The sequence below is a fragment of the Microbacterium terregens genome, assembly GCF_039534975.1.
Classification (GTDB): domain Bacteria; phylum Actinomycetota; class Actinomycetes; order Actinomycetales; family Microbacteriaceae; genus Microbacterium; species Microbacterium terregens.
This window is the reverse complement of sequence record NZ_BAAAWH010000001.1, coordinates 2,500,169-2,519,316: the sequence shown is the minus strand read 5'-3', so window position 1 is coordinate 2,519,316 and position 19,148 is coordinate 2,500,169. Positions and strand designations below refer to the sequence as shown.

General features: G+C 69.8%; 14 protein-coding genes and 2 riboswitches. Of the genes, 6 read left to right on the top strand and 8 right to left on the bottom strand.

Going from position 1 to position 19,148, the window contains the following annotated elements:
- Position 1 precedes the first annotated feature (1 nt).
- Entirely contained in the window at positions 2-2,065 is a 2,064-nt protein-coding gene (locus tag ABD655_RS11645) for an ABC transporter ATP-binding protein (RefSeq protein WP_344715827.1), read from the top strand.
- 9 nt (positions 2,066-2,074) lie between these two features.
- Here ABD655_RS11645 and ABD655_RS11640 read toward each other — a convergent pair whose 3' ends face one another.
- The 6 genes from ABD655_RS11640 to ABD655_RS11615 are packed head-to-tail and all read right to left on the bottom strand — an operon-like array spanning position 2,075 to position 8,913.
- Positions 2,075-3,040 (bottom strand): glycosyltransferase family 2 protein, encoded by a 966-nt coding sequence (locus ABD655_RS11640; RefSeq protein WP_344714120.1) that lies wholly within the window; start codon positions 3,038-3,040, stop codon positions 2,075-2,077.
- On the bottom strand, positions 3,037-4,188 hold the full coding sequence (locus ABD655_RS11635; protein WP_344715826.1) for a cysteine desulfurase family protein: 1,152 nt from the start codon (positions 4,186-4,188) through the stop codon (positions 3,037-3,039). The genes ABD655_RS11640 and ABD655_RS11635 overlap by 4 nt, the downstream gene beginning before the upstream one ends.
- A 14-nt stretch (positions 4,189-4,202) precedes the next feature.
- A complete protein-coding gene (gene nadC, locus ABD655_RS11630) occupies positions 4,203-5,054 on the bottom strand; it encodes a carboxylating nicotinate-nucleotide diphosphorylase (protein WP_344714118.1) in 852 nt (283 codons plus the stop codon).
- Positions 5,054-6,817, bottom strand: coding sequence for an L-aspartate oxidase (locus ABD655_RS11625; RefSeq protein ID WP_344714116.1), 1,764 nt, complete (start codon positions 6,815-6,817; stop codon positions 5,054-5,056). The genes nadC and ABD655_RS11625 overlap by 1 nt, the downstream gene beginning before the upstream one ends.
- Positions 6,817-8,166: a quinolinate synthase NadA gene (gene nadA, locus ABD655_RS11620; RefSeq protein WP_344714114.1), complete on the bottom strand. Its 1,350-nt coding sequence runs from the start codon at positions 8,164-8,166 to the stop codon at positions 6,817-6,819. The genes ABD655_RS11625 and nadA overlap by 1 nt, the downstream gene beginning before the upstream one ends.
- A gap of 27 nt (positions 8,167-8,193) precedes the next feature.
- On the bottom strand, positions 8,194-8,913 hold the full coding sequence (locus ABD655_RS11615; RefSeq protein WP_378721206.1) for an NUDIX hydrolase: 720 nt from the start codon (positions 8,911-8,913) through the stop codon (positions 8,194-8,196).
- A gap of 143 nt (positions 8,914-9,056) precedes the next feature.
- Here ABD655_RS11615 and ABD655_RS11610 point away from each other — a divergent pair, with 143 nt between their 5' ends.
- From ABD655_RS11610 to gcvP, 4 genes are all read left to right on the top strand, one after another.
- Positions 9,057-10,241, top strand: coding sequence for a MarP family serine protease (locus ABD655_RS11610; protein WP_344714112.1), 1,185 nt, complete (start codon positions 9,057-9,059; stop codon positions 10,239-10,241).
- 50 nt (positions 10,242-10,291) lie between these two features.
- A riboswitch (glycine riboswitch) is annotated at positions 10,292-10,388 on the top strand.
- Positions 10,389-10,502: riboswitch (glycine riboswitch) on the top strand.
- A gap of 45 nt (positions 10,503-10,547) precedes the next feature.
- Positions 10,548-11,660, top strand: coding sequence for a glycine cleavage system aminomethyltransferase GcvT (gene gcvT / locus ABD655_RS11605; protein WP_344714110.1), 1,113 nt, complete (start codon positions 10,548-10,550; stop codon positions 11,658-11,660).
- Between the two features lie 49 nt (positions 11,661-11,709).
- Complete coding sequence (gene gcvH, locus ABD655_RS11600) at positions 11,710-12,093, top strand: glycine cleavage system protein GcvH (RefSeq protein WP_344714108.1); 384 nt, start codon at positions 11,710-11,712, stop codon at positions 12,091-12,093.
- An 86-nt stretch (positions 12,094-12,179) separates the two neighbouring features.
- Positions 12,180-14,999 (top strand): aminomethyl-transferring glycine dehydrogenase, encoded by a 2,820-nt coding sequence (gene gcvP / locus ABD655_RS11595; protein ID WP_378721205.1) that lies wholly within the window; start codon positions 12,180-12,182, stop codon positions 14,997-14,999.
- A 62-nt stretch (positions 15,000-15,061) separates the two neighbouring features.
- Here gcvP and ABD655_RS11590 read toward each other — a convergent pair whose 3' ends face one another.
- Both ABD655_RS11590 and ABD655_RS11585 read right to left on the bottom strand, forming a co-directional pair.
- Positions 15,062-16,075, bottom strand: a complete 1,014-nt coding sequence (locus tag ABD655_RS11590; protein ID WP_344714106.1) for a hypothetical protein — start codon at positions 16,073-16,075, stop codon at positions 15,062-15,064.
- Positions 16,076-16,286: 211 nt separating this feature from the next.
- The gene (locus ABD655_RS11585; protein WP_378721072.1) at positions 16,287-17,117 is read right to left on the bottom strand and encodes a CPBP family intramembrane glutamic endopeptidase; all 831 of its coding nucleotides are present in this window, start codon (positions 17,115-17,117) and stop codon (positions 16,287-16,289) included.
- Between the two features lie 165 nt (positions 17,118-17,282).
- Here ABD655_RS11585 and ABD655_RS11580 point away from each other — a divergent pair, with 165 nt between their 5' ends.
- Positions 17,283-19,127 (top strand): ABC transporter family substrate-binding protein, encoded by a 1,845-nt coding sequence (locus tag ABD655_RS11580; protein ID WP_344714102.1) that lies wholly within the window; start codon positions 17,283-17,285, stop codon positions 19,125-19,127.
- The last annotated feature ends 21 nt before the right edge of the window (positions 19,128-19,148 follow it).

Genomic DNA, 19,148 nt, shown 5'->3' with positions numbered 1-19,148 from the left:
CATGGGCGGGCGAGGCGGCGGACCGGCGGCACGATTCCGCCCGGTCGACATCGAGGCGCAGAAGAAGCTCAACGCCGACGCCCCGCGCATCCCGCACCTGGGACGCCGCGTCATCGGCCTGTTCCGTCCGTATCGGATGCGGATCGCGCTGACCGGAATCCTCGTGATCGCGGGTGCCGCGATCGCCGTGGTGCCCGCCTTGATCGTGCAGCGGATCTTCGATGACGCGCTCTTCCCTGTCGACGGCAGCGGGCCGGACCTGGCGCTGCTGCTGCGGCTGGTGCTGATCATGGTCGGGCTGTTCGTGCTCTCCTCCGGACTCGGCGTGCTGCAGACGTGGTTCACCTCGACGGTCGGCAACCGCGTCACCGGGGACCTGCGCGTGAAGCTCTTCGAGCACCTCCAGGCGATGGAGCTGGGCTTTTTCACCCGCACCAAGACCGGAGTCATCCAATCCCGGCTGCAGAACGACGTCGGCGGCGTCTCGGGTGTGCTCACCAACACGGTGACCAGCATCCTCGGCAATGTCGTCACGGTGATCGCGTCGCTGGTGGCCATGATCATCATCGACTGGCGGCTGACGATCATCGCTGTCGTGATGATGCCGATCCTGGTGGTCGTCCAGCGGCGCGTCGGGCAGGTGCGCGCGCGCATCGCGGGCGAGACGCAGGAGTCCCTGTCGGAGCTGACCTCCATCACCCAGGAGACGCTGAGCGTCTCGGGCATCCTGCTGTCGAAGTCCTTCAACCGGCAACGGACGGAGTCCGCCCGCTACGGCGCCGAGAACGTCAACCAGGTGCGCCTGCAGGTGCGCCGCGCGATGAGCGGCCAAGGATTCTTCGCGGTCGTGCAGGTGCTCATGGCCAGCGTCCCCGCGGTGATCTACCTCGTCTCGGGCTATCTCATCACCGGCGGAACCGACGCGATCACCGCCGGCACGGTCGTCGCGTTCACCACGGTGCAGGCTCGGCTGCTCATGCCGCTGATGGGCTTGATGCGCGTGGCGCTGGACGTGCAGACCTCCGGCGCCCTGTTCGCCCGCATCTTCGAGTACCTCGACCTCGTTCCGGCGATCAGCGACGCGCCGGACGCGATACCGGTCTCGGCGGCGCCGGGCCCGATCGGCCGCATCGAGTTCCGGAACGTCATCTTCCGCTACCCGGATGCCGGCATGGACGCCTCGCCCACCCTCCGCGGCGTATCGTTCACCGCCGAGCCCGGGCAGCACGTGGCGTTTGTCGGCCCTTCGGGAGCGGGAAAGACGACCGTCCTCTACCTGACGCCGCGCATGTACGAGGCGTCCGGCGGCGAGGTGCTCTTCGCGGGAGAGGACGTCCGCAGGCTGACGCAGGAGTCGATCATCGACCACGTCGGCATCGTCTCGCAGGAGACCTACCTCTTCCACGCCACGATCCGCGAGAACCTCCTCTACGCGAAGCCGGAGGCGACCCAGGCGGAACTGGAGGAGGCGTGCCGCGCCGCGAACATCCACCACATCATCTCCGGGTTCGACGAGGGCTACGACACGATCGTGGGGGAGCGCGGCTATCGGCTGTCCGGGGGAGAGAAGCAGCGCATCGCAATCGCGCGCGTCCTGCTGAAGGACCCGCCCGTGCTTCTGCTCGATGAGGCGACGTCGGCGCTGGATACGGTCTCGGAGCGCGTCGTGCAGGAAGCCCTGGACGCCGCCGCCCGGGGCAGGACCACGCTGTCGATCGCGCACCGCCTCTCGACCGTGATCGGCGCCGACGTGATCCACGTCGTCGACGCCGGTCGCATCGTCGAGTCGGGCACGCACTCGGCGCTGATCGCCGAAGGCGGGCTGTACGCAGAGCTGGCGGCCCAGCAGCTCGCAGCGTCGCGCATCCTCGAGGTCGAAGCGACCGAGCCGCTCGGCTCCCTGCCGATCCGGCGTGCCGACCGCGCGCCGGGCGAGCCCACGCCGGTCGCTGCGGACGATCCGCTGGTCCTGCTCGCCGGCTCGCTGTCGCTGACCGGACCGCTGCCGGTCCTCGCGGACGACCTGGCCGACGACGAGGCGTGGCCCCGTCTCAGCGACCACTAGCCTGCCGGACTACCAGAGTCTCGCGGCGTCGACGACGGTGGCGGATGCCGCGTCCAGGGCCGTGCGTGCGCTGCCGGCGCGCGCCCACACCTCGCGGGTGAAGGCTCCGAGCGCGCGGCGGTACGCGGCATCCGGATGGGTGCGTGCGATCTGCGCGAGGCGGGGGACGTCCATGCGCAGGAGCTGTCCGACCCGCGCCTGCGCGGCCAGCGGATGCCCCGACGATTCCAGGACGCGCAGTCCCGTCTCCATCGCTTCGAGGCAGTCCAGCAGCACGTCCAGGTGCGCCTCGCGCTGGGTGATCGAGGATCCGTCCGCCCGGACGCGCCAGTGCGCCACAACGTCGGGCACCGTGTCGAACCGACGTGCCGCCGCGTACATCTGCTGCGCCACGATCTGATCCTCGTACAGGCGTCCTTCGGGAAATCGCAGACCGGTGCGTCGCCAGAAGTCCGTGCGGCTCACCTTGGACCACGCCACGATGTTGCCGGACGCCTCGGGGTGCTCGTCGATCGTCGTGCCGCGCCGTTCGGGCGCGCTGGAGGCGCGCACCCACGACTGCACGTCGCTGATCACGTAGCCGCCGGCGGCGTCCGGCCGCAGCCGCGCGTAGGCGCCGAGAGCGAAGTCGCTGCCGCTCTGATCGAGCACGCCCACCAGTCGCTCCAGCGCATGCGGCGTGAACACGTCATCGGCATCGAGGAAACCGAGGAAGGGCGTCTCAACCAGATCGAGACCGGTATTGCGGGCCGCGCCGAGTCCCGCCTGGTGCTCGTGCCGCACGAGCCGAAACCGCGGATCGGCGGCGGCGGCCTCGGCGAACACATCCGCCGTGGCATCCGTCGACGCGTCGTCGATGAGGATCGCCGTCCAGTCGGTCATGCGCTGCGCGCGCAGCGACGCGAGAGCCTCGGACGCGTACCGGGCGATGTCGTAGCCGGGCACGATGATGGTGACCGCGGCGGGGGTGCTCACCCGCCCGATTGTACGGCGACGACGGATGCCGCGACCGCGTCTGCCACGGCATCCAGAGGTTCCTCGAGGCGATGCGGGAAGGTGAACCGCACCGCGGTCTGCGCCTCGTCGGGCGGCACACCCATCGCCAGCAGGACGTGCGAGGGCTCGTCGCTGCCCGCGGCGCAGGCAGAGCCGCTCGAGGAGACGACGCCGCGGCGCTCCAGCTCGAGCAGGACCGCTTCGCCGCTCGTCCCGGTGAAGGTGAAGCTCGCCGTTCCCGGGAGGCGGTGGGCCGGGTCACCGGTGAGGCGCGCGGTCGGGACCTGGGCCAGCACGCGGGCGATGAACCGGTCGCGCAGGTCCGCGACCCGCGCGGAGGCTTCGGCGCGCTCCGCCTCAGCGAGCTCCAGCGCAGTGGCGAACCCGACGGCGCCGGCCACGTCCTCGGTGCCGCTCCGGCGGCCGCGTTCCTGCCCGCCGCCGTGCAGCAGGGGCTCCAGCGGAACGCGCGCGCGCACGGCCAGCACGCCGGTTCCCTTCGGCGCGCCGAGCTTGTGCCCGGCCAGCGAGACCGCGTCGACCCCCAGCTCCGCCGCGTTCAGCGGCAGCCATCCGGCAGCCTGCACCGCGTCGATGTGCACCGGCACACGCCGGCCGGTGGTGCCGACCGCCGCTGCGATGGCGACGATGTCCTGCACCGTGCCGGTCTCGTTGTTCGCGTAGCCGAGCGAGACCACAGCGGTGTCCTCACGCACCGCCGCCGCGACATCGGCCGGCGCGACCCGCCCGAACCGGTCGACCGGAAGCAGGGTCACCTCGAAACCGTGGACGCGGGCCAGGTAGTCGGCCGACTCGAGGATCGACTCATGCTCGATCGCTGTGCTGATCAGGTGACGGGCGTTGCGCCCGGACTGGGCGGCGATCGCGATGCCCTTGACCGCGAGGTTGTTCGCCTCGGTGCCACCGGAGGTGAAGATGACGTCGCTGGGCCGCATCCCGAGCACGAGGGCCACGCGAGCACGTGCGTTCCGCAGCGCGTCCGCGGCGGCTTCGCCGACCGTGTGGTGGCTGGACGGGTTCCCGAACCAGCGCGTCAGGAACGGCATCATCGCCTCGAGCACCTCGGGCCGGACGGGCGTCGTGGCGGCGTTGTCGAGATACAGCATGCTCACGGCGCCCCCTATGAGACGCGGATGTCGAGGCCGAGGTCCAGCGCACGCGCCGAGTGCGTGAGCGCGCCGACCGAGATGACATCCACGCCGGTCTCGGCGATCGCCCGCACCGTCTCCAGGGCGACGCCCCCGGATGCTTCGACCGTGGCTCTGCCGGCGACCTGCTCGACGCCGCGGCGCAGGTCATCGAGCGAGAAGTTGTCCAGCATGATCGTGCCGATGCCCGCGGCGAGGACCGGCTCGATCTGATCGAGACGGTCCACCTCCACCTCGACGTGGGTGGTGTGGGACAGGCGTGCGATCGCGCCCTGCAGCGCCGCCGTCACCGACACGCCCTTCTGCGCCAGCACCGCAAGGTGATTGTCCTTGGCCATGACGGCATCCGAGAGCGAATAGCGGTGGTTGTGGCCCCCGCCGTTGACGACCGCGTGCCGCTCGAAGGCGCGCAGACCCGGCGTCGTCTTGCGGGTGTCGGCGATGCGGGCGCCCGTATGGGCCACTTCGGCGACGTATCGTGCGGTCAGCGTCGCGATCCCCGACATCCGCTGCACGAAGTTCAAGCCGATCCGCTCGGCCGTGAGCAGCCCGCGAGCCGGGCCGGACACGACGGCCAGGACATCGCCCGGTGTGAAGGTGTCGCCATCGGCGACGCGCAGCTCCACGGCGATCGCCGGATCAGTGAGGCGGAAGGCAGCGCGGAACACGTCGCCCCCGCTGAAGACTCCGGATTCGCGTGCGACGAGTTCGGCACGCCCGGTCGCCGTCGCGGGGATGAGCATCTCGCTGGTCAGGTCGCCCCACGGGGCGTCCTCTTCGAGCGCGGCACTGACGACGCGATCGATCGTCGTCCTGGTGAGCATCAGGCGACCCTGCCGGCCAGCACGGCGGCGGCGGCGACCGGAGGGCGGTCGGGTGCCGCGGCGTCGCGGCGGAAGTGCGCTCCGACCGACTCGCGGCGGCGCAGGGCCGCGCCGACCAGCTCTCCGGCGACCACGAGGAGGTTCTCGTCCTCGAACTCGGCTTCGCTGCGCGGGGCGCGCCGGTGTGCGCGCCAGGAGGCCAGAACGGATGCCGCGTGCTCGAGCCCTGCCGCGTCGCGGACGAGTCCGGCGTCCTCCCACATCAGCTCCTGCAGCGCGGCGCGGCTGAACAGGGGGACGGCGTCGTCGTCACCGAAGGTGTTGAGAGGTCGCGACCCGTCGACGCGCTCAGGGATCGTGACGGTCGCGTCGGGGCCGCCGCGGTCCCGGCTCGCCGGCCAGGAACCGGATGCCGCGTCCGACGCGATGGCGTCGCCCGCGCGTGCACCGAAGACAGCGCCTTCCAGGAGGGAGTTCGATGCCAGGCGGTTCGCTCCGTGCACTCCGGTGCGCGCGACCTCGCCGACCGCATAGAGGCCGCGAAGGCTCGTCCGCCCCGCCAGATCGGTCGTCACGCCGCCCATCAGGTAGTGCGCGGCGGGTGTCACCGGAATCGGTTCCCGGGACCAGTCCAGGCCCCGCTCGCGCACGGCGCGGTCGATCGTCGGGAACCGGCGGGCGAGGAACTCCGCGACCGCTTCCGGCGTCGCCCGCAGATGCGTGGCGTCGAGGAAGACCGGACGTCCGTCCTGCGCCTCCATCTGCCGTGCGATCGCACGCGCCACGACATCGCGCGGCGCCAGTTCGCCGTCGGGGTGCGCGTCGAAGGCGAAGCGGCGTCCGGTCTCGTCGATCAGAGTCGCCCCTTCACCGCGCACGGCCTCGGACACGAGGAACGATCCACCCCCGGCGGTCTCGGCGGCGCTGCCTTCCGATACCGCGGCGACAGCCTTGCCCGCCAACCCGGCGGCGCCGGACTTGCCTTCCAACACCGTCGGGTGGAACTGGAAGAACTCGAGGTCGGTGACCTCCGCGCCCGCGCGCAGCGCCGCGGCGATGCCGTCTCCGGTCGCCACCGCGGGATTGGTGGTGTGCGCGTACAGCTCGCCGGCACCGCCCGTCGCCAGCACGACGGCGTCAGCGGCGATCCGCTCGCGGAACGCGACGTCCGATGACCCGGCAACCGGTCCCGGATCGCCGATCAGCAGGTCGACCCCGGTCACGCGCTCACCGGCCCGCACGAGATCCACCAGGAACGCGTGCTCGATCACCCGTACGCTGCTGGCCCGCAGCTGCGCGACCAGCGCCTTCTCGATGGCAGTGCCGGTGGCATCTCCGCCGGAGTGCAGGATGCGCGGGTAGGAATGGGCGGCTTCGAGCCCCTTCACGAAGGCGCCCTCGGAGTTGCGATCGAACTCGACGCCGAGGGTGATGAGCTCGCGGATGCGTGCCGGGCCCTCGTCGACGAGCACGCGCACCGCCTGAGGGTCGCTGAGTCCGGCACCGGCGGTCAGCGTGTCGCGGACGTGATCCTCGGCGCGGTCGTCCTCGAACATGACGCCGGCGATCCCGCCCTGCGCGTAGCGGGTGTTGGCGTGCTCGAGCACGTCCTTGGTGACCAGGGTGACCCGGCAGCCGTGCTGGAGCGCGTGCAGGGCGACCGTGAGGCCGGCGATGCCGCTGCCGACGACGATCGCGTGGACCGCATCCTGCCGCGACCCTCGCGGTGCCGCGCCTTCGGGCGATTCCGGGGGCGATGCCATCACGAGGCGTTCTCCCATCCGGATGCCGGTGCGGCCGGCGGCTTGGCCGCCAGCATCCGTTCGAGGGCGAGCCGGGCCGGACCGGCGACGTCCTGAGGCACCGTGATGCGGTTGAGGACGTGACCGGCGACAAGACCCTCGAGCACCCATGCCAGGTAGCCCGGGTGGATGCGGTACATCGTCGAGCAAGGGCACACCACCGGGTCGAGGCAGAAGATCGTGTGCTGGGGGTTGTCCGCCGCGAGCCGCTGCACGAGGTTGACCTCGGTTCCGATCGCGAACGTCGTGGGTTCCGTGGCGCCCTCGATCGCGCGGCGGATGTAGTCGGTGGATCCGGATTCGTCGGCGGCATCGACGACGGCCATCGGACACTCGGGGTGCACGATCACGCGTACGCCCGGGTGCTCCGCGCGGGCCTTGTCGATCTGCTCGACCGTGAAACGGCGATGCACCGAGCAGAAGCCGTGCCAGAGGATCACGCGCGATTGCTCGAGCTCCTCGGGTGTGGCCCCGCCCAGGGGCTTGCGCGGGTTCCACATGGGCATCTGCTCCAGGGGCACGCCCATCGCCTTCGCGGTGTTGCGGCCGAGGTGCTGATCGGGGAAGAAGAGCACGCGGCGTCCGCGCGCGAACGCCCACTCCAGAACGGTCTGCGCATTCGAGGACGTGCAGACGATGCCCCCGTGGCGCCCCACGAAGCCTTTGATCGCGGCGGAGGAGTTCATGTACGTGACCGGGATCACGGGGACCAGGCCCTCGGCATCCGGAGCGTCCATGTCCCCGTAGACCTCGGCGAGCTGCTCCCAGCATTCCTCGACCTGGTCGATGTCGGCCATGTCGGCCATGGAACAGCCGGCGGCGAGGTTCGGCAGGATGACCGCCTGCTCGGGCCCCGAGAGCAGGTCGGCGGTCTCGGCCATGAAGTGCACGCCGCAGAAGACGATCGCCTCGGCCTCGGGGTGAGCCTTGGCGGCGTTGGCCAGCTGGAACGAATCACCGACGTAGTCGGCGTGACGTACGACCTCTTCGCGCTGGTAGAAGTGGCCCAGAATCTTGACCCGGTCGCCGAGCCTCTCCTTGGCCGCCCGCACACGCACGTCGAGTTCCTCCGCGGATGCGTCGCGGTATTCCACCGGCAGCTCGCCCTGGCGGGGAGACCCCGTCGGGATGACATCACCCATCGAGGACCCGGGGCCGTAGCCCGGGCGCGCGTCGAAGTTCCACGGCCCCGCAGCGAGGTCCGTGTTGCACGTCTCCGTGGTCGATGCGCCGGCCACGATCGCCTGGATCGTGTGGTCGACGGATGGGTCGGCCGAGCGAGGCTGGAGGGTGAGGATTGTTGCGGACATCGCGTGCTCGTTTCGATCTCGAGAGGTTCAGTGACGGACGACGAGCGGCCCGCGGTCTGCGAGTTCGACGTCCTGGTTGTAGCGGTACAGCCGCGCGGGTCGGTGGCTGCCGGTGCGGAAGCGGTCGGTCGGGATCAGCGTCCCGGAGTTCTCCACCTGGCGGCGGAAGTTCGCGGGGTCCAGACGTCGCCCCAGGATCGACTCGTAGACCTCGCGCAGCTCCGCGAGGGTGAAGGCGTCGGCCAGGAGCCCGTGCGCGATCCGGCTGTAGCCGACCTTGTTGCGCAGCCGCCAGAGGGCGTACTCGACGATCTCGTTGTGATCGAAGGCCAGGCGCGGCAACTCGGCGGCGTCGAACCACGAGACGTTCTCCACGACATCGTTGGGGATCTCGTCGGGGCGGACCAGCGCCCAATAGACGATCGAGACGACTCGGGCGGGGGAGCGGTCGACGGCGCCGAACGCGTACAGCTGCTCGAGGTAGCTCGGCGCGATTCCCGTGGTCTCGGCGAGGGTGCGGGATGCCGCGGCATCGAGGCTCTCGGTGGGGTTCAGCCAGCCGCCCGGAAGCGCCCAGAGACCCTCGTGGGGGTCGCGCGTGCGGCGGACCAGGGGCAGGACCACGGTCTGGTCATCGAGCGGATCGCGGCGCAGCGTGAAGATCACGGTGGACACCGCGACGCGCGTCGCCTCTTCCGGTGCGGTGGGTGCACTCGAGGGGGCGGGGCTCAGACTTGTTTGTGTCATCATGACCATTACCTCGGTTCGATCTTAGTGTCACTCTGACCCGAAGTGCAAATTTCTTCCCGAGGTGTCATCCCACAGCGCGCACCCAGGGGCTGCGGAATGTGCAGGAGCTACGCTGAACGCCCGGGTCGGCGTCGAAGGAGATGGGGGAGAGCGTGCTCGTCATCGACATCGTGCTGATCGGGCTGCTCGTCCTCGCGCTCGTCGTCGGCCTCCAGCGCGGGCTGCTCGCGAGCCTCGGCGTCCTGATCGGTATTGTGCTGGGTGGGCTGGCGGCCTTCTGGCTCGTGCCGATCGTGAACGATCTCTGGCCGTGGCCGAGCACCCGCGTCCTGGCCGTGGTCGTGCTGGTGCTCGTGCTGCTGGTGGGCGGGGCCACCGCCATCGGGGCGCTCGGCGCCGCCCTGCGTCGCGGTGTCGACCGGACGCCGCTTCGGGTCCTGGACCGCCTGCTCGGCGGCGGGCTCGCGGTGCTCGCCGGCGCGCTGTCGCTGAGCCTGATCGGCTCGAGCGTCGCGGCGACCGGGACGCCCGTCCTGTCGACCGCGCTGAAGTCCTCGCAGGTGCTGCGCACGATCTCATCGGTGACACCCGCGCCGGTCGCGGAGGCCCTCGCTCGCGTGCGGTCGGCGGTGATGGATGACGCGCTCCCGCGGCTGGGCGACCTGCTCGAACTCGACATCCAGCCCAGCGCTCCGCCCGTGGCGCTGGATGATCCCGTGCTGGCCGAGGCCGCGGCATCCGTCGCCCGCGTGTCGGGCATCGCCTTCGCGTGCGGCACGAGTGCCACGGGTTCGGGCTTCGTGATCGCACCGGACCGCGTGGTGACGAATGCGCACGTCCTCGCCGGAGTCGAGACGCCCATCGTCGAGCTGCCCGGCCAGCCCGCGCGCGAGGGCCGGATCGTCTACTTCGACCCGATCGATGACCTCGCCCTGGTCGCCGTCGACGGACTCGACGCCGACCCTTTGCCGGTGGTGCCCCCGCTCGCACCGGGAACGGCCGGAGTGATCCAGGGCTACCCGTTCGGCGGACCGTTCGTGATGGTGAACGCCGAGGTGCTCTCGTCGGGCTCGGCGGCCGTGCCCGACATCTACGGTGAGTCCTCGGCACTGCGCGAGATCTACGCCCTCGCGGCGCAGGTGAATCCCGGCAACTCGGGCGGACCCCTGCTGACGGCGGACGGAGCGGTGGGCGGGGTGGTCTTCGCGCGCGCCGAGGCCGACGCCGACCGAGGCTACGCGATGACGACGGCCGAACTCGAACCGGTCCTGGCCGGGGCCGCGGCATGGACGGATGCCGTTTCGTCCGGGCGCTGTGCGGGCTGACCGCCACGGGGACGCGGACGCTATGCTGGCACGGCAAGTCAATAAGGCCAACAACCCGGACGGGAGAGCCTCGGCAGCACGTGAGCCGAGCACCGAAGGAGCAAGCCTCCCCGCCAATCTCTCAGGTATGCGTACCGCCCGGGCTCGGCCGCTCTGGAAAGCGATTCCTCCGGGGATCCGCCGACGGTGAAAGTCCCGGCATCCGCTCATTGCAGAGGGATGCCGAGGCGAAGCTCTCAGGCCCATGACAGAGGGGGAGTTCACAGGCGCCGATCGGCGTCTGCCCGTACGAGACCGGGAGAACTCATGACGCAGCCCCGTTACACACCCCTCCGCGATCGCCACGAGACGCTCGGCGCCTCGTTCACCGACTTCGGCGGCTGGGCGATGCCGGTCCGGTACACCTCCGACCTCGCCGAGCACCACGCCGTGCGTACGGCGGCGGGTCTGTTCGACATCTCGCACATGGCGGAGTTCTTCGTCTCGGGCGCCGGGGCAGGGGAGTACCTCGACTACGCGCTGGCCGGTCGGCACTCCACGCTGACCGTCGGCAGGGCGAAGTATTCGCTGCTGCTGGCCGAGCACGGCGGGATCGTCGACGACCTGATCGTCTACCGTCTCGAGGACGAGATGTTCCTCGTCATCGCCAACGCCGGCAATCGCGACGCCGTGGCGGCGGCGCTCGCCGAGGCGGCTGAGGGCAGAGACGTGCGGGTGGTCGACGCGACCGAGGACTACTCCCTCGTCGCCGTCCAGGGTCCGGCGGCGCGCGCCGTGCTGGATGCGACCTCCGGGCTGCGCGGATTCACCCTCCCGCTGAACGAGCTCACGTACTACGCCGCGGTCGCCGCGAGCTTCGAGGACCGACCGGTGCTGATCGCCCGGACCGGCTATACGGGCGAGGACGGGTACGAGCTGCTCATCCCGAACGACTCCGCCGCGGCGCTGTGGGACGCGCTGCGGGCCGCCGGCGAGCCGCACGGGCTGGTGCCCGCGGGCCTTGCCGCACGGGACACGCTGCGACTGGAAGCGGGCATGCCGCTGTACGGCCACGAGCTCTCGCGCGAGATCCTGCCGGCGCAGGCAGGCCTCGCCCGCGTCGTCGCTCTCGACAAAGACGACTTCGTCGGCCGAGCCGGACTGGTCGATGCGAGCGCAACGGAGGCGCCCGTGCTCGTGGGACTCGTCGCCGAGGGCAAGCGCGCCGGCCGCGCCGGCTACGCCGTGCTCGACCATTCCGGCGCCGTGGTGGGCGAGATCACCAGCGGCGCGTTGAGCCCGACCCTCGGGCATCCGATCGCCATGGCGTTCGTCTCACCCGCGCTGAGCGCCCCCGGCACGACCCTGTTCATCGACGTGCGCGGAACACGCATTCCCGCGACCGTCACCGCCCTGCCGTTCTACCGGCGCGCTGCGTAACCCGCGCGGCGCGTTTCGTGATCCACCCGAGCACACACCGGAGGAAGAAGTGACCGACCTGAACAGCCTCAAGTACACCGCCGAGCATGAGTGGATCGCCTTCGACGGCGACGTCGCCACGATCGGCATCACCGACTACGCGGCCGACAAACTCGGCGATGTCGTCTTCATCGATCTGCCCGCGGTGGACTCCGGCGTCTCCGCCGGGCAGGTCGTCGGTGAGATCGAGTCCACGAAATCGGTCGGCGAGCTCTACGCGCCTCTCACCGGCGACGTCGTCGGCATCAACCAGGCCGTCGTCGATGACCCGTCGCTGGTCAACGCCGACCCGTACGGGGGCGGATGGCTCATCAAGCTCCAGGTCGACACCTCCGACAGCTCCGAACTGCTCGATCGTGAGGCTTACGTCGCGCTCACCGGCGGCGACGCGTGAGCGCGAGCGTGCCCGATGGTTCGACCGCGCGGCTGCGCGGTTTCGCGGATCGCCACATCGGAACGGATGCCGCGGCCCAGGCGCGCATGCTGAGCGCTTTGGGATACGACACCGTCGACGCCCTGGTGCGGGCCGCGGTTCCGGCATCCATCCACGCGAACCCGCGTACGACGTCCGACATCCCGCCCGCCGCGACCGAGGCCGAGGCGCTGGCGGAGCTGCGCGAGCTCGCCTCGATGAACCGGGTCGCGCGCCCCATGATCGGACTGGGGTACTACGACACGTTCACCCCTTCGGTGATCGCGCGGAATGTGCTCGAGAACCCGTCGTGGTACACCGCGTACACCCCCTATCAGCCCGAGATCTCCCAGGGCCGGCTCGAAGCGCTGATCAACTTCCAGACGATGGTCACCGACCTGACCGGGCTCGCGACCGCCAATGCGTCGATGCTCGATGAGCCCACGGCCGTGGTCGAAGGGATGCTGGTGGCCCGCCGCGGCTCGAAGTCGGCGTCGAACGTGTTCCTTGTCGACGCGGACGCAATGCCGCAGACGAAGGCGGTGCTCGAGAACCGCGCCGCTGCCCTCGGGATCCGCCTGCAGTACACCTCGTACGAGCGGGCCACCGTGGAAGAGGTCGAAGCGTTCGGCGCCTTCGTCCAGTACCCCGGAGCATCGGGTCGCGTGTGGGATCCCTCCGACGCGGTGGCTGCGGTGCACGCGCAGGGTGGGCTCGTGGTGGTGGCAGCGGATCTGCTGGCGCTGACACTGCTGCGCTCGCCGGGTTCGCTCGGTGCGGACGTCGCCGTGGGCACGACGCAGCGGTTCGGCGTACCGCTCGGGTTCGGCGGCCCGCACGCCGGATACATGGCCGTGCGCACCGGACTGGAGCGTCAGCTGCCCGGCCGGCTCGTCGGCGTGTCCCAGGATGCCGCAGGCAATCCCGCCTATCGGCTCTCGCTGCAGACCCGTGAGCAGCACATCCGTCGCGAGAAGGCGACCTCGAACATCTGCACGGCGCAGGTGCTGCTGGCCGTGATGGCCGCGATGTACGCCGTCTACCACGGCCCCGACGGGCTTCGCGGGATCGCGACGGAGGTCGCGCAGAAGGCCGAGGCCCTCGCCGAGAGACTCCGCTCCTACGACCTCGCGGTGATGTCCGATGCGTTCTTCGACACGATCCGCGTCGTGACGCCCGGTCCCTCACGGCACGTGATCGACCGGGCCCGGTCGCGCGGGTATCAACTGTTCTGGGTGAACGACGCGACCGTGGGCGTCTCGGTCGACGAGACCACCACGGCCGACGACCTCGCCGCCGTCGCGTGGGCCTTCGGGCTGCCCTCGGCCGACGAGCGGGGCGAGCGGGACGTGCCGTTCCTGGACGCGACGCCGCTGGCCGGTGTCGCGGACTCGCTGCGGCGCCAGGACGAGTACCTGACGCATCCGGTGTTCACCACGCACCGCAGCGAGACCGCGATGATGCGCTATCTCAAACAGCTCGCCGACCGTGACTACGCCCTGGACCGAGGCATGATCCCACTCGGCTCCTGCACGATGAAGCTGAACGCGGCCACCGAGATGGCCGCCGTGTCGTGGCCCGAATTCTCGCGCGTGCACCCGTTCGCGCCCGAGGCCGACGTGCACGGCTACCTCGCGATGATCGAGCAGCTCGAACGCTGGCTCGCCGAGGTCACCGGCTACGACGCGGTCTCGCTGCAGCCCAACGCGGGCTCGCAGGGCGAGCTCGCCGGGCTCCTCGCCATCCGCGCGTACCACCGCGCCAACGACGAGCCCACGCGCACGGTGTGCCTGATCCCGTCGTCCGCGCACGGCACCAACGCGGCATCCGCTGTCCTGGCCGGCATGAAGGTGGTCGTGGTCGCGTGCGATGACGCGGGCAACGTCGACCTGGGCGACCTCCGGGCGAAGATCGCGCTGCACGAGTCGGAGCTGGCGGCGCTGATGATCACCTACCCCTCGACGCACGGCGTCTACGAGCAGGACGTGCGGGAGATCACCCAGGCGGTGCACGACGCGGGCGGCCAGGTGTACGTGGACGGCGCGAACCTGAACGCGCTCCTCGGCTACGCGCGTTTCGGCGACCTCGGCGGGGACGTATCGCACCTGAACCTTCACAAGACGTTCGCGATCCCGCACGGCGGGGGCGGTCCGGGCGTCGGTCCGGTGGCGGCCAAGGCACACCTCGCACCGTACCTTCCGGGACATCCTTTCTCGCAGCGCGCCGACCATGCGGGCGGGATCTTCCAGGGCGGCGCCGTGTCGGGTGCACCGCACGGCTCTGCCGGCATCCTGCCGATCTCGTGGGCATACATTCGGATGATGGGGCTGGACGGCTTGCGGGATGCCACGGCCGCCGCGGTTCTGGCGGCCAACTACATCGCGACCCGGTTGAAGGACCACTATCCGGTGCTCTACGCCGGCGAGGGCGGCCTCGTCGCGCACGAGTGCATCCTGGATCTGCGGCCACTGCGGGACGAGACGGGCATCACCGTCGACGACGTCGCCAAGCGGCTCATCGACTACGGCTTCCATGCGCCGACGATGTCCTTCCCGGTGGCCGGAACCCTCATGGTCGAGCCGACCGAGTCGGAGGACTTCACCGAGATCGAGCGGTTCATCGAGGCGATGATCGCGATCCGCGCTGAAGCGCTCGCCGTCGCGGCGGGGGAGTGGCCGGCTGAGGACAACCCGCTCGGGAACGCGCCGCACACGGCCGAGGCGGTCGTCGCGGCGGAGTGGGCGCACCCCTATTCGCGCGAGCTCGCCGTCTACCCGGTGCGCTCGCTGGTGCGGACGAAGTACTGGCCGCCGGTGCGCCGGATCGACCAGGCGTACGGCGATCGCAACCTGGTGTGCGCGTGCCCACCCGTGGAGGCGTTCGCCTAGCGCGTCCGCGCCCCTCTCGGCCGCGAGACCGGATAGACGCCGCGAGAGTGCGGGTAATCCCCTCAGTCTCGAGGCGGCGCTGCAGTCTCGCGGCCCTGCCGCCCGCGGCCGCCCAGGAGCGCGCCCAGCGCGAAGAGCTCCCGGGATGCCTCGGGATTCACCTGATGCAGACCCGCATGTCGAAGCGCCTCCCGCAGCGGGGTGAGCCGCGCCACATCGGCCCAGCCCCAGTGGGCGATCCCTGACGCGTGATTGCCAAGACGCCGATCGCGATCCTTCTCTTTGCGGATCGCCGTCGCCGGCGCCTGGAGCGTTCCGTCGTACTTCACGTCACCGTCCGCCTCGCCGATGACGCGGACGGTCTCCCACCACATGTCGCAGCGATCCACGACGCCGGCGGTGAGGAATTCGACCTGCAGCTTGGGCTCCTCGAATCCCAGCCATTCGATCGCCGCGCGACTCACCGATTCGAGGGGAGTCTCCGCAAGCGCGCTCGCCCGGTGCAGCACCCATCGCGCCACCCTCCGACCGCGGCTACTGGTCCTGCTCTCGTTGTGGGCGACGAGCGCCTCCACCGAAAGCAGCGGGTCGAGGCGCAGGGCGGCATCGGACACGGCCAGGCCGACCGCACCGTTTCTCGCGCGAGCGATGTCGACAGCGGTCTCGAGCGGCGAGGTGACCAGCAACCCGCCCAAGTCGACGATCACGCGATCGCCCCTCGTCGTATGCAGCCGGATGCCGCCGCTCAATCGCGATGTGGTGCCGGGCGTATCCTGGGCGTGGACCTCGAGCGGCTCGCCGAAGATCGGCAGTCCCAGGATCACGGCCGCTGACTCGTGGCTGAAGACGATGCCGGGATGGGTCATCGCTGCGGCATGGACGCGCGCCGCGTAGCGCTGCCAGGGCGCGAGCGTGGCCCAGTGCGAAGCCGGCGCGAGGATCCCTCGCCGAACCCGCACGAGACGGCCGTATGCGATGTCGCGTTCCGCGTGCGGCACCTGCGACGAGGGGATGAGCGGGATGGGCGAGGAGACCGCTAGGAATGATGAGGGCCCCGGATCGATGCTCAGCGTCATTCCCGCACTCTGACCGGCGGCGCGCGGACTGCCGGGATGTCACGCCGATCCGGTGGACGCATGTTCTCCGGAGCGGCCTGTGGAGGAGCCGCACTCGCTCCTTCGGCCTCCGCTGCCGCGACCCCCGCGAGACTGCAACCGCAACTCGAACGGGTGGGCGAACCCCGCTGTCTGGAGGCGCGGTTGCAGTCTCGCGGAAAGCGAGCGCGGGCTACACGGATGGCGACGGCGTCGGCGAGGGGGAGGGGGCGAAGACGCCGGGCCACAGTGCGGCCGCGAGCGGATAGCCGACGAACGCCACGATGTCCAGCAGCGTGTGCGCGATCACGAGGGGCATCACGCGCCCCCAGCGGCGGTAGCACCAGCCGAACACGACGCCCAGCACGAAGTTGCCGACGATCGCACCGACGCCCTGGTACGCGTGGTACGCCCCGCGCAGCGCGGCCGTGGTCAGGATGATCGTCCACCACGACCACCCGAGTCGCCGCAGCCGGTCGAAGAGGTACGCGATGAAGATGACCTCTTCGGTGAGCCCCGCCCGCACCGCGGCCAGAAGCAGCAGCGGAACCGTCCACCACGCGGCATCCAACGGCGAGGCCACGACGGCGACGTTCAGCCCGAGGACCCGCGAGACGACGTACAGCCCCAGCCCCGGCACGCCGATGACGGCGGCGAGCAGGATGCCGCGCCCCAGGTCGCCGCCGAACCGCGTGAAGTCCAGGCCGATGCGGCGCAGCGCGTTCGAGCCCGGCTCCCACAGGAGGTACACGACCAGGGCGACCAGCGCGAGCGCGAACACGACGCCCAAGAACTGGTACAGGACGTTCCAGAGGACCTCGGCATCCCGATTCGGGTTGAGCTGGGTCTGCTGCTGCCCGATGGGCGTGGTGCGCAGCGACGCGCGCACGAGAGAGAGGACCGAGTACAGCGCGGATTGCCCCACGGTGACGGCGAGGACGATGCCGATCTCCCACCACAAACGGGTTCGGGATGCCGCGGCAGGAGCTTTCCTCTGAGGTGAAGGGGGGGTCGGCGAGGTCACCTTGTCAGATTGTCACATCCGGCCTCTGTTGAGTTAAGGCTCTGTAACGTTTTCGCGGGAAGTTTTGACCATCCCACACCGGGTGCTTAGGGTTTCCCTATCCGCGTCCCGTCTGGCCTTGCCCTGACGTGTGCGCACAACCCTGCACAGGAGGATTCAGTGAGAATGAAGCGCATCTCGGCCGCGGTGGCTCTCACCGCTGTCGGCGCATTGGTGATCTCGGGTTGCGCCGCCGATGGCGGCGGCAACAGCGGCGACGACTCCGGTCTCGTCGAAGGCTCGTCCATCACCGCCGCGTGGAACCAGGCGTTCTTTTCGATGAACGGCAACACGTCGTTCGGCAACGCCACCGCCAACAACAACATCAACTACTTGGTGCTCGACGGCTTCAACTACTACAACAACACGCCGGAGCTCGTTCAGAACACCTCGTTCGGCTCGTACGAGCTCGTCAGCGAAGACCCGCTGACCGTCACGTACACCGTCAACGAGGGCATGAACTGGTCGGACGGCACGCCCATCGATGCCGCGGACCTGATGCTCTACTGGGCAGCCGAGTCGCGCGCGCTGGACACCCCCGACTTCGACCCGAACGATTTCATCGATCCCGAAACCGGTGAGTTCACCGAGGCCTTCCCGGCCGACGTGGTCTTCTTCGACTCCGGCGCGACCCCGACCTCCGGCCTCGGCCTGGTCTCGGAGACCCCGGTCATCGGAGAGGACGGTCGCTCGGTGACGATCACCTACGACCAGCCGTTCGTGGACTGGGAGCTCACCTTCGCGACCATGGGCGAGATGCTTCCCGCTCACATCGTCGCGAAGAAGGCCCTCGGACTCGACGACAACGAGGAGGCCAAGACGGCTCTTCTCGATGCCATCGAGAACGCGGATGACGCAGCTCTTGCGCCGATCTCGGCGTTCTGGAACTCCGGCTTCAACTTCACTGAGATGCCCGATGACCCGGAGCTCGTGACCGCCAGCGGCCCGTACATGATCAGCGACTACGTCGCCGACCAGTTCGTCACGCTGACGGCCAACCCCGAGTACAACGGCGACAACGCTCCGAGCATCGAGGAGATCACGATCCGCTTCATCCCCGACCCGCTCGCTGCGGTTCAGGCGCTGGAGAACGGCGAAGTGGACATCATCCAGCCGCAGGCGACCGCCGACATCACGACGGCTCTCGACGGCATCGACGGCATCACCGTCGACACCAGCCTCGGCGGCACCTACGAGCACGTCGACCTGCAGTTCGACCTCGGCAAGAACCCGGAGAACATCTTCTCGAACCCGCTCGTCCGCGAGGCGTTCATGAAGACCATCCCGCGTCAGGAGATCGTCACCTCGCTGATCGAGCCGATCATCGGCGACGACGCCATCGTGCGGAACTCGCAGATCTTCGTGCCCGGCGCGGAAGGCTACGACGAGTCCGTCGCGGCCAACGGCTCGGACGCGTACGCGGACGTCGACATCGCAGGCGCTCAGGCGCTGCTGGCCCAGTCGGGCATCACCGACACCTCGGTCTGCATCCTGTACGCGTCGAACAACCCGCGACGTGTCAACGAGTTCGCCCTGATCCAGGCCTCGGCCAACCAGGCGGGCTTCAACGTCACCGATTGCGGCTCGGAAGAGTGGGGCGGCCTGCTGGGCACGCCCGGCGCCTACGACGCCGCGCTGTTCGGATGGCAGTCCACGAGCCTCGGTGTGACCAACTCGCTCCCGACGTTCGAGACCGGAGGCATCAACAACCTCAACTCGTACTCGAGCCCCGCGGTCGACGAGATCGTCTCGAAGCTGAACGTCGAGTTCGATGAGCAGAAGAAGATCGACCTGCAGATCGATCTGGACACCCAGCTCTGGGCCGACTTCTACGGAGTCACCATCTTCCAGTTCCCCGAGGTCACCGCGATCAGCGACCGTGTCACGAACGTGACGTCGTCGATCCTGGCGCCGACCGTGTTCTGGAACGCATGGGACTGGGAAGTCACTGACGCCGGCGCGGAGGAGTAGACCGCTGCGAAACGCTCTAGG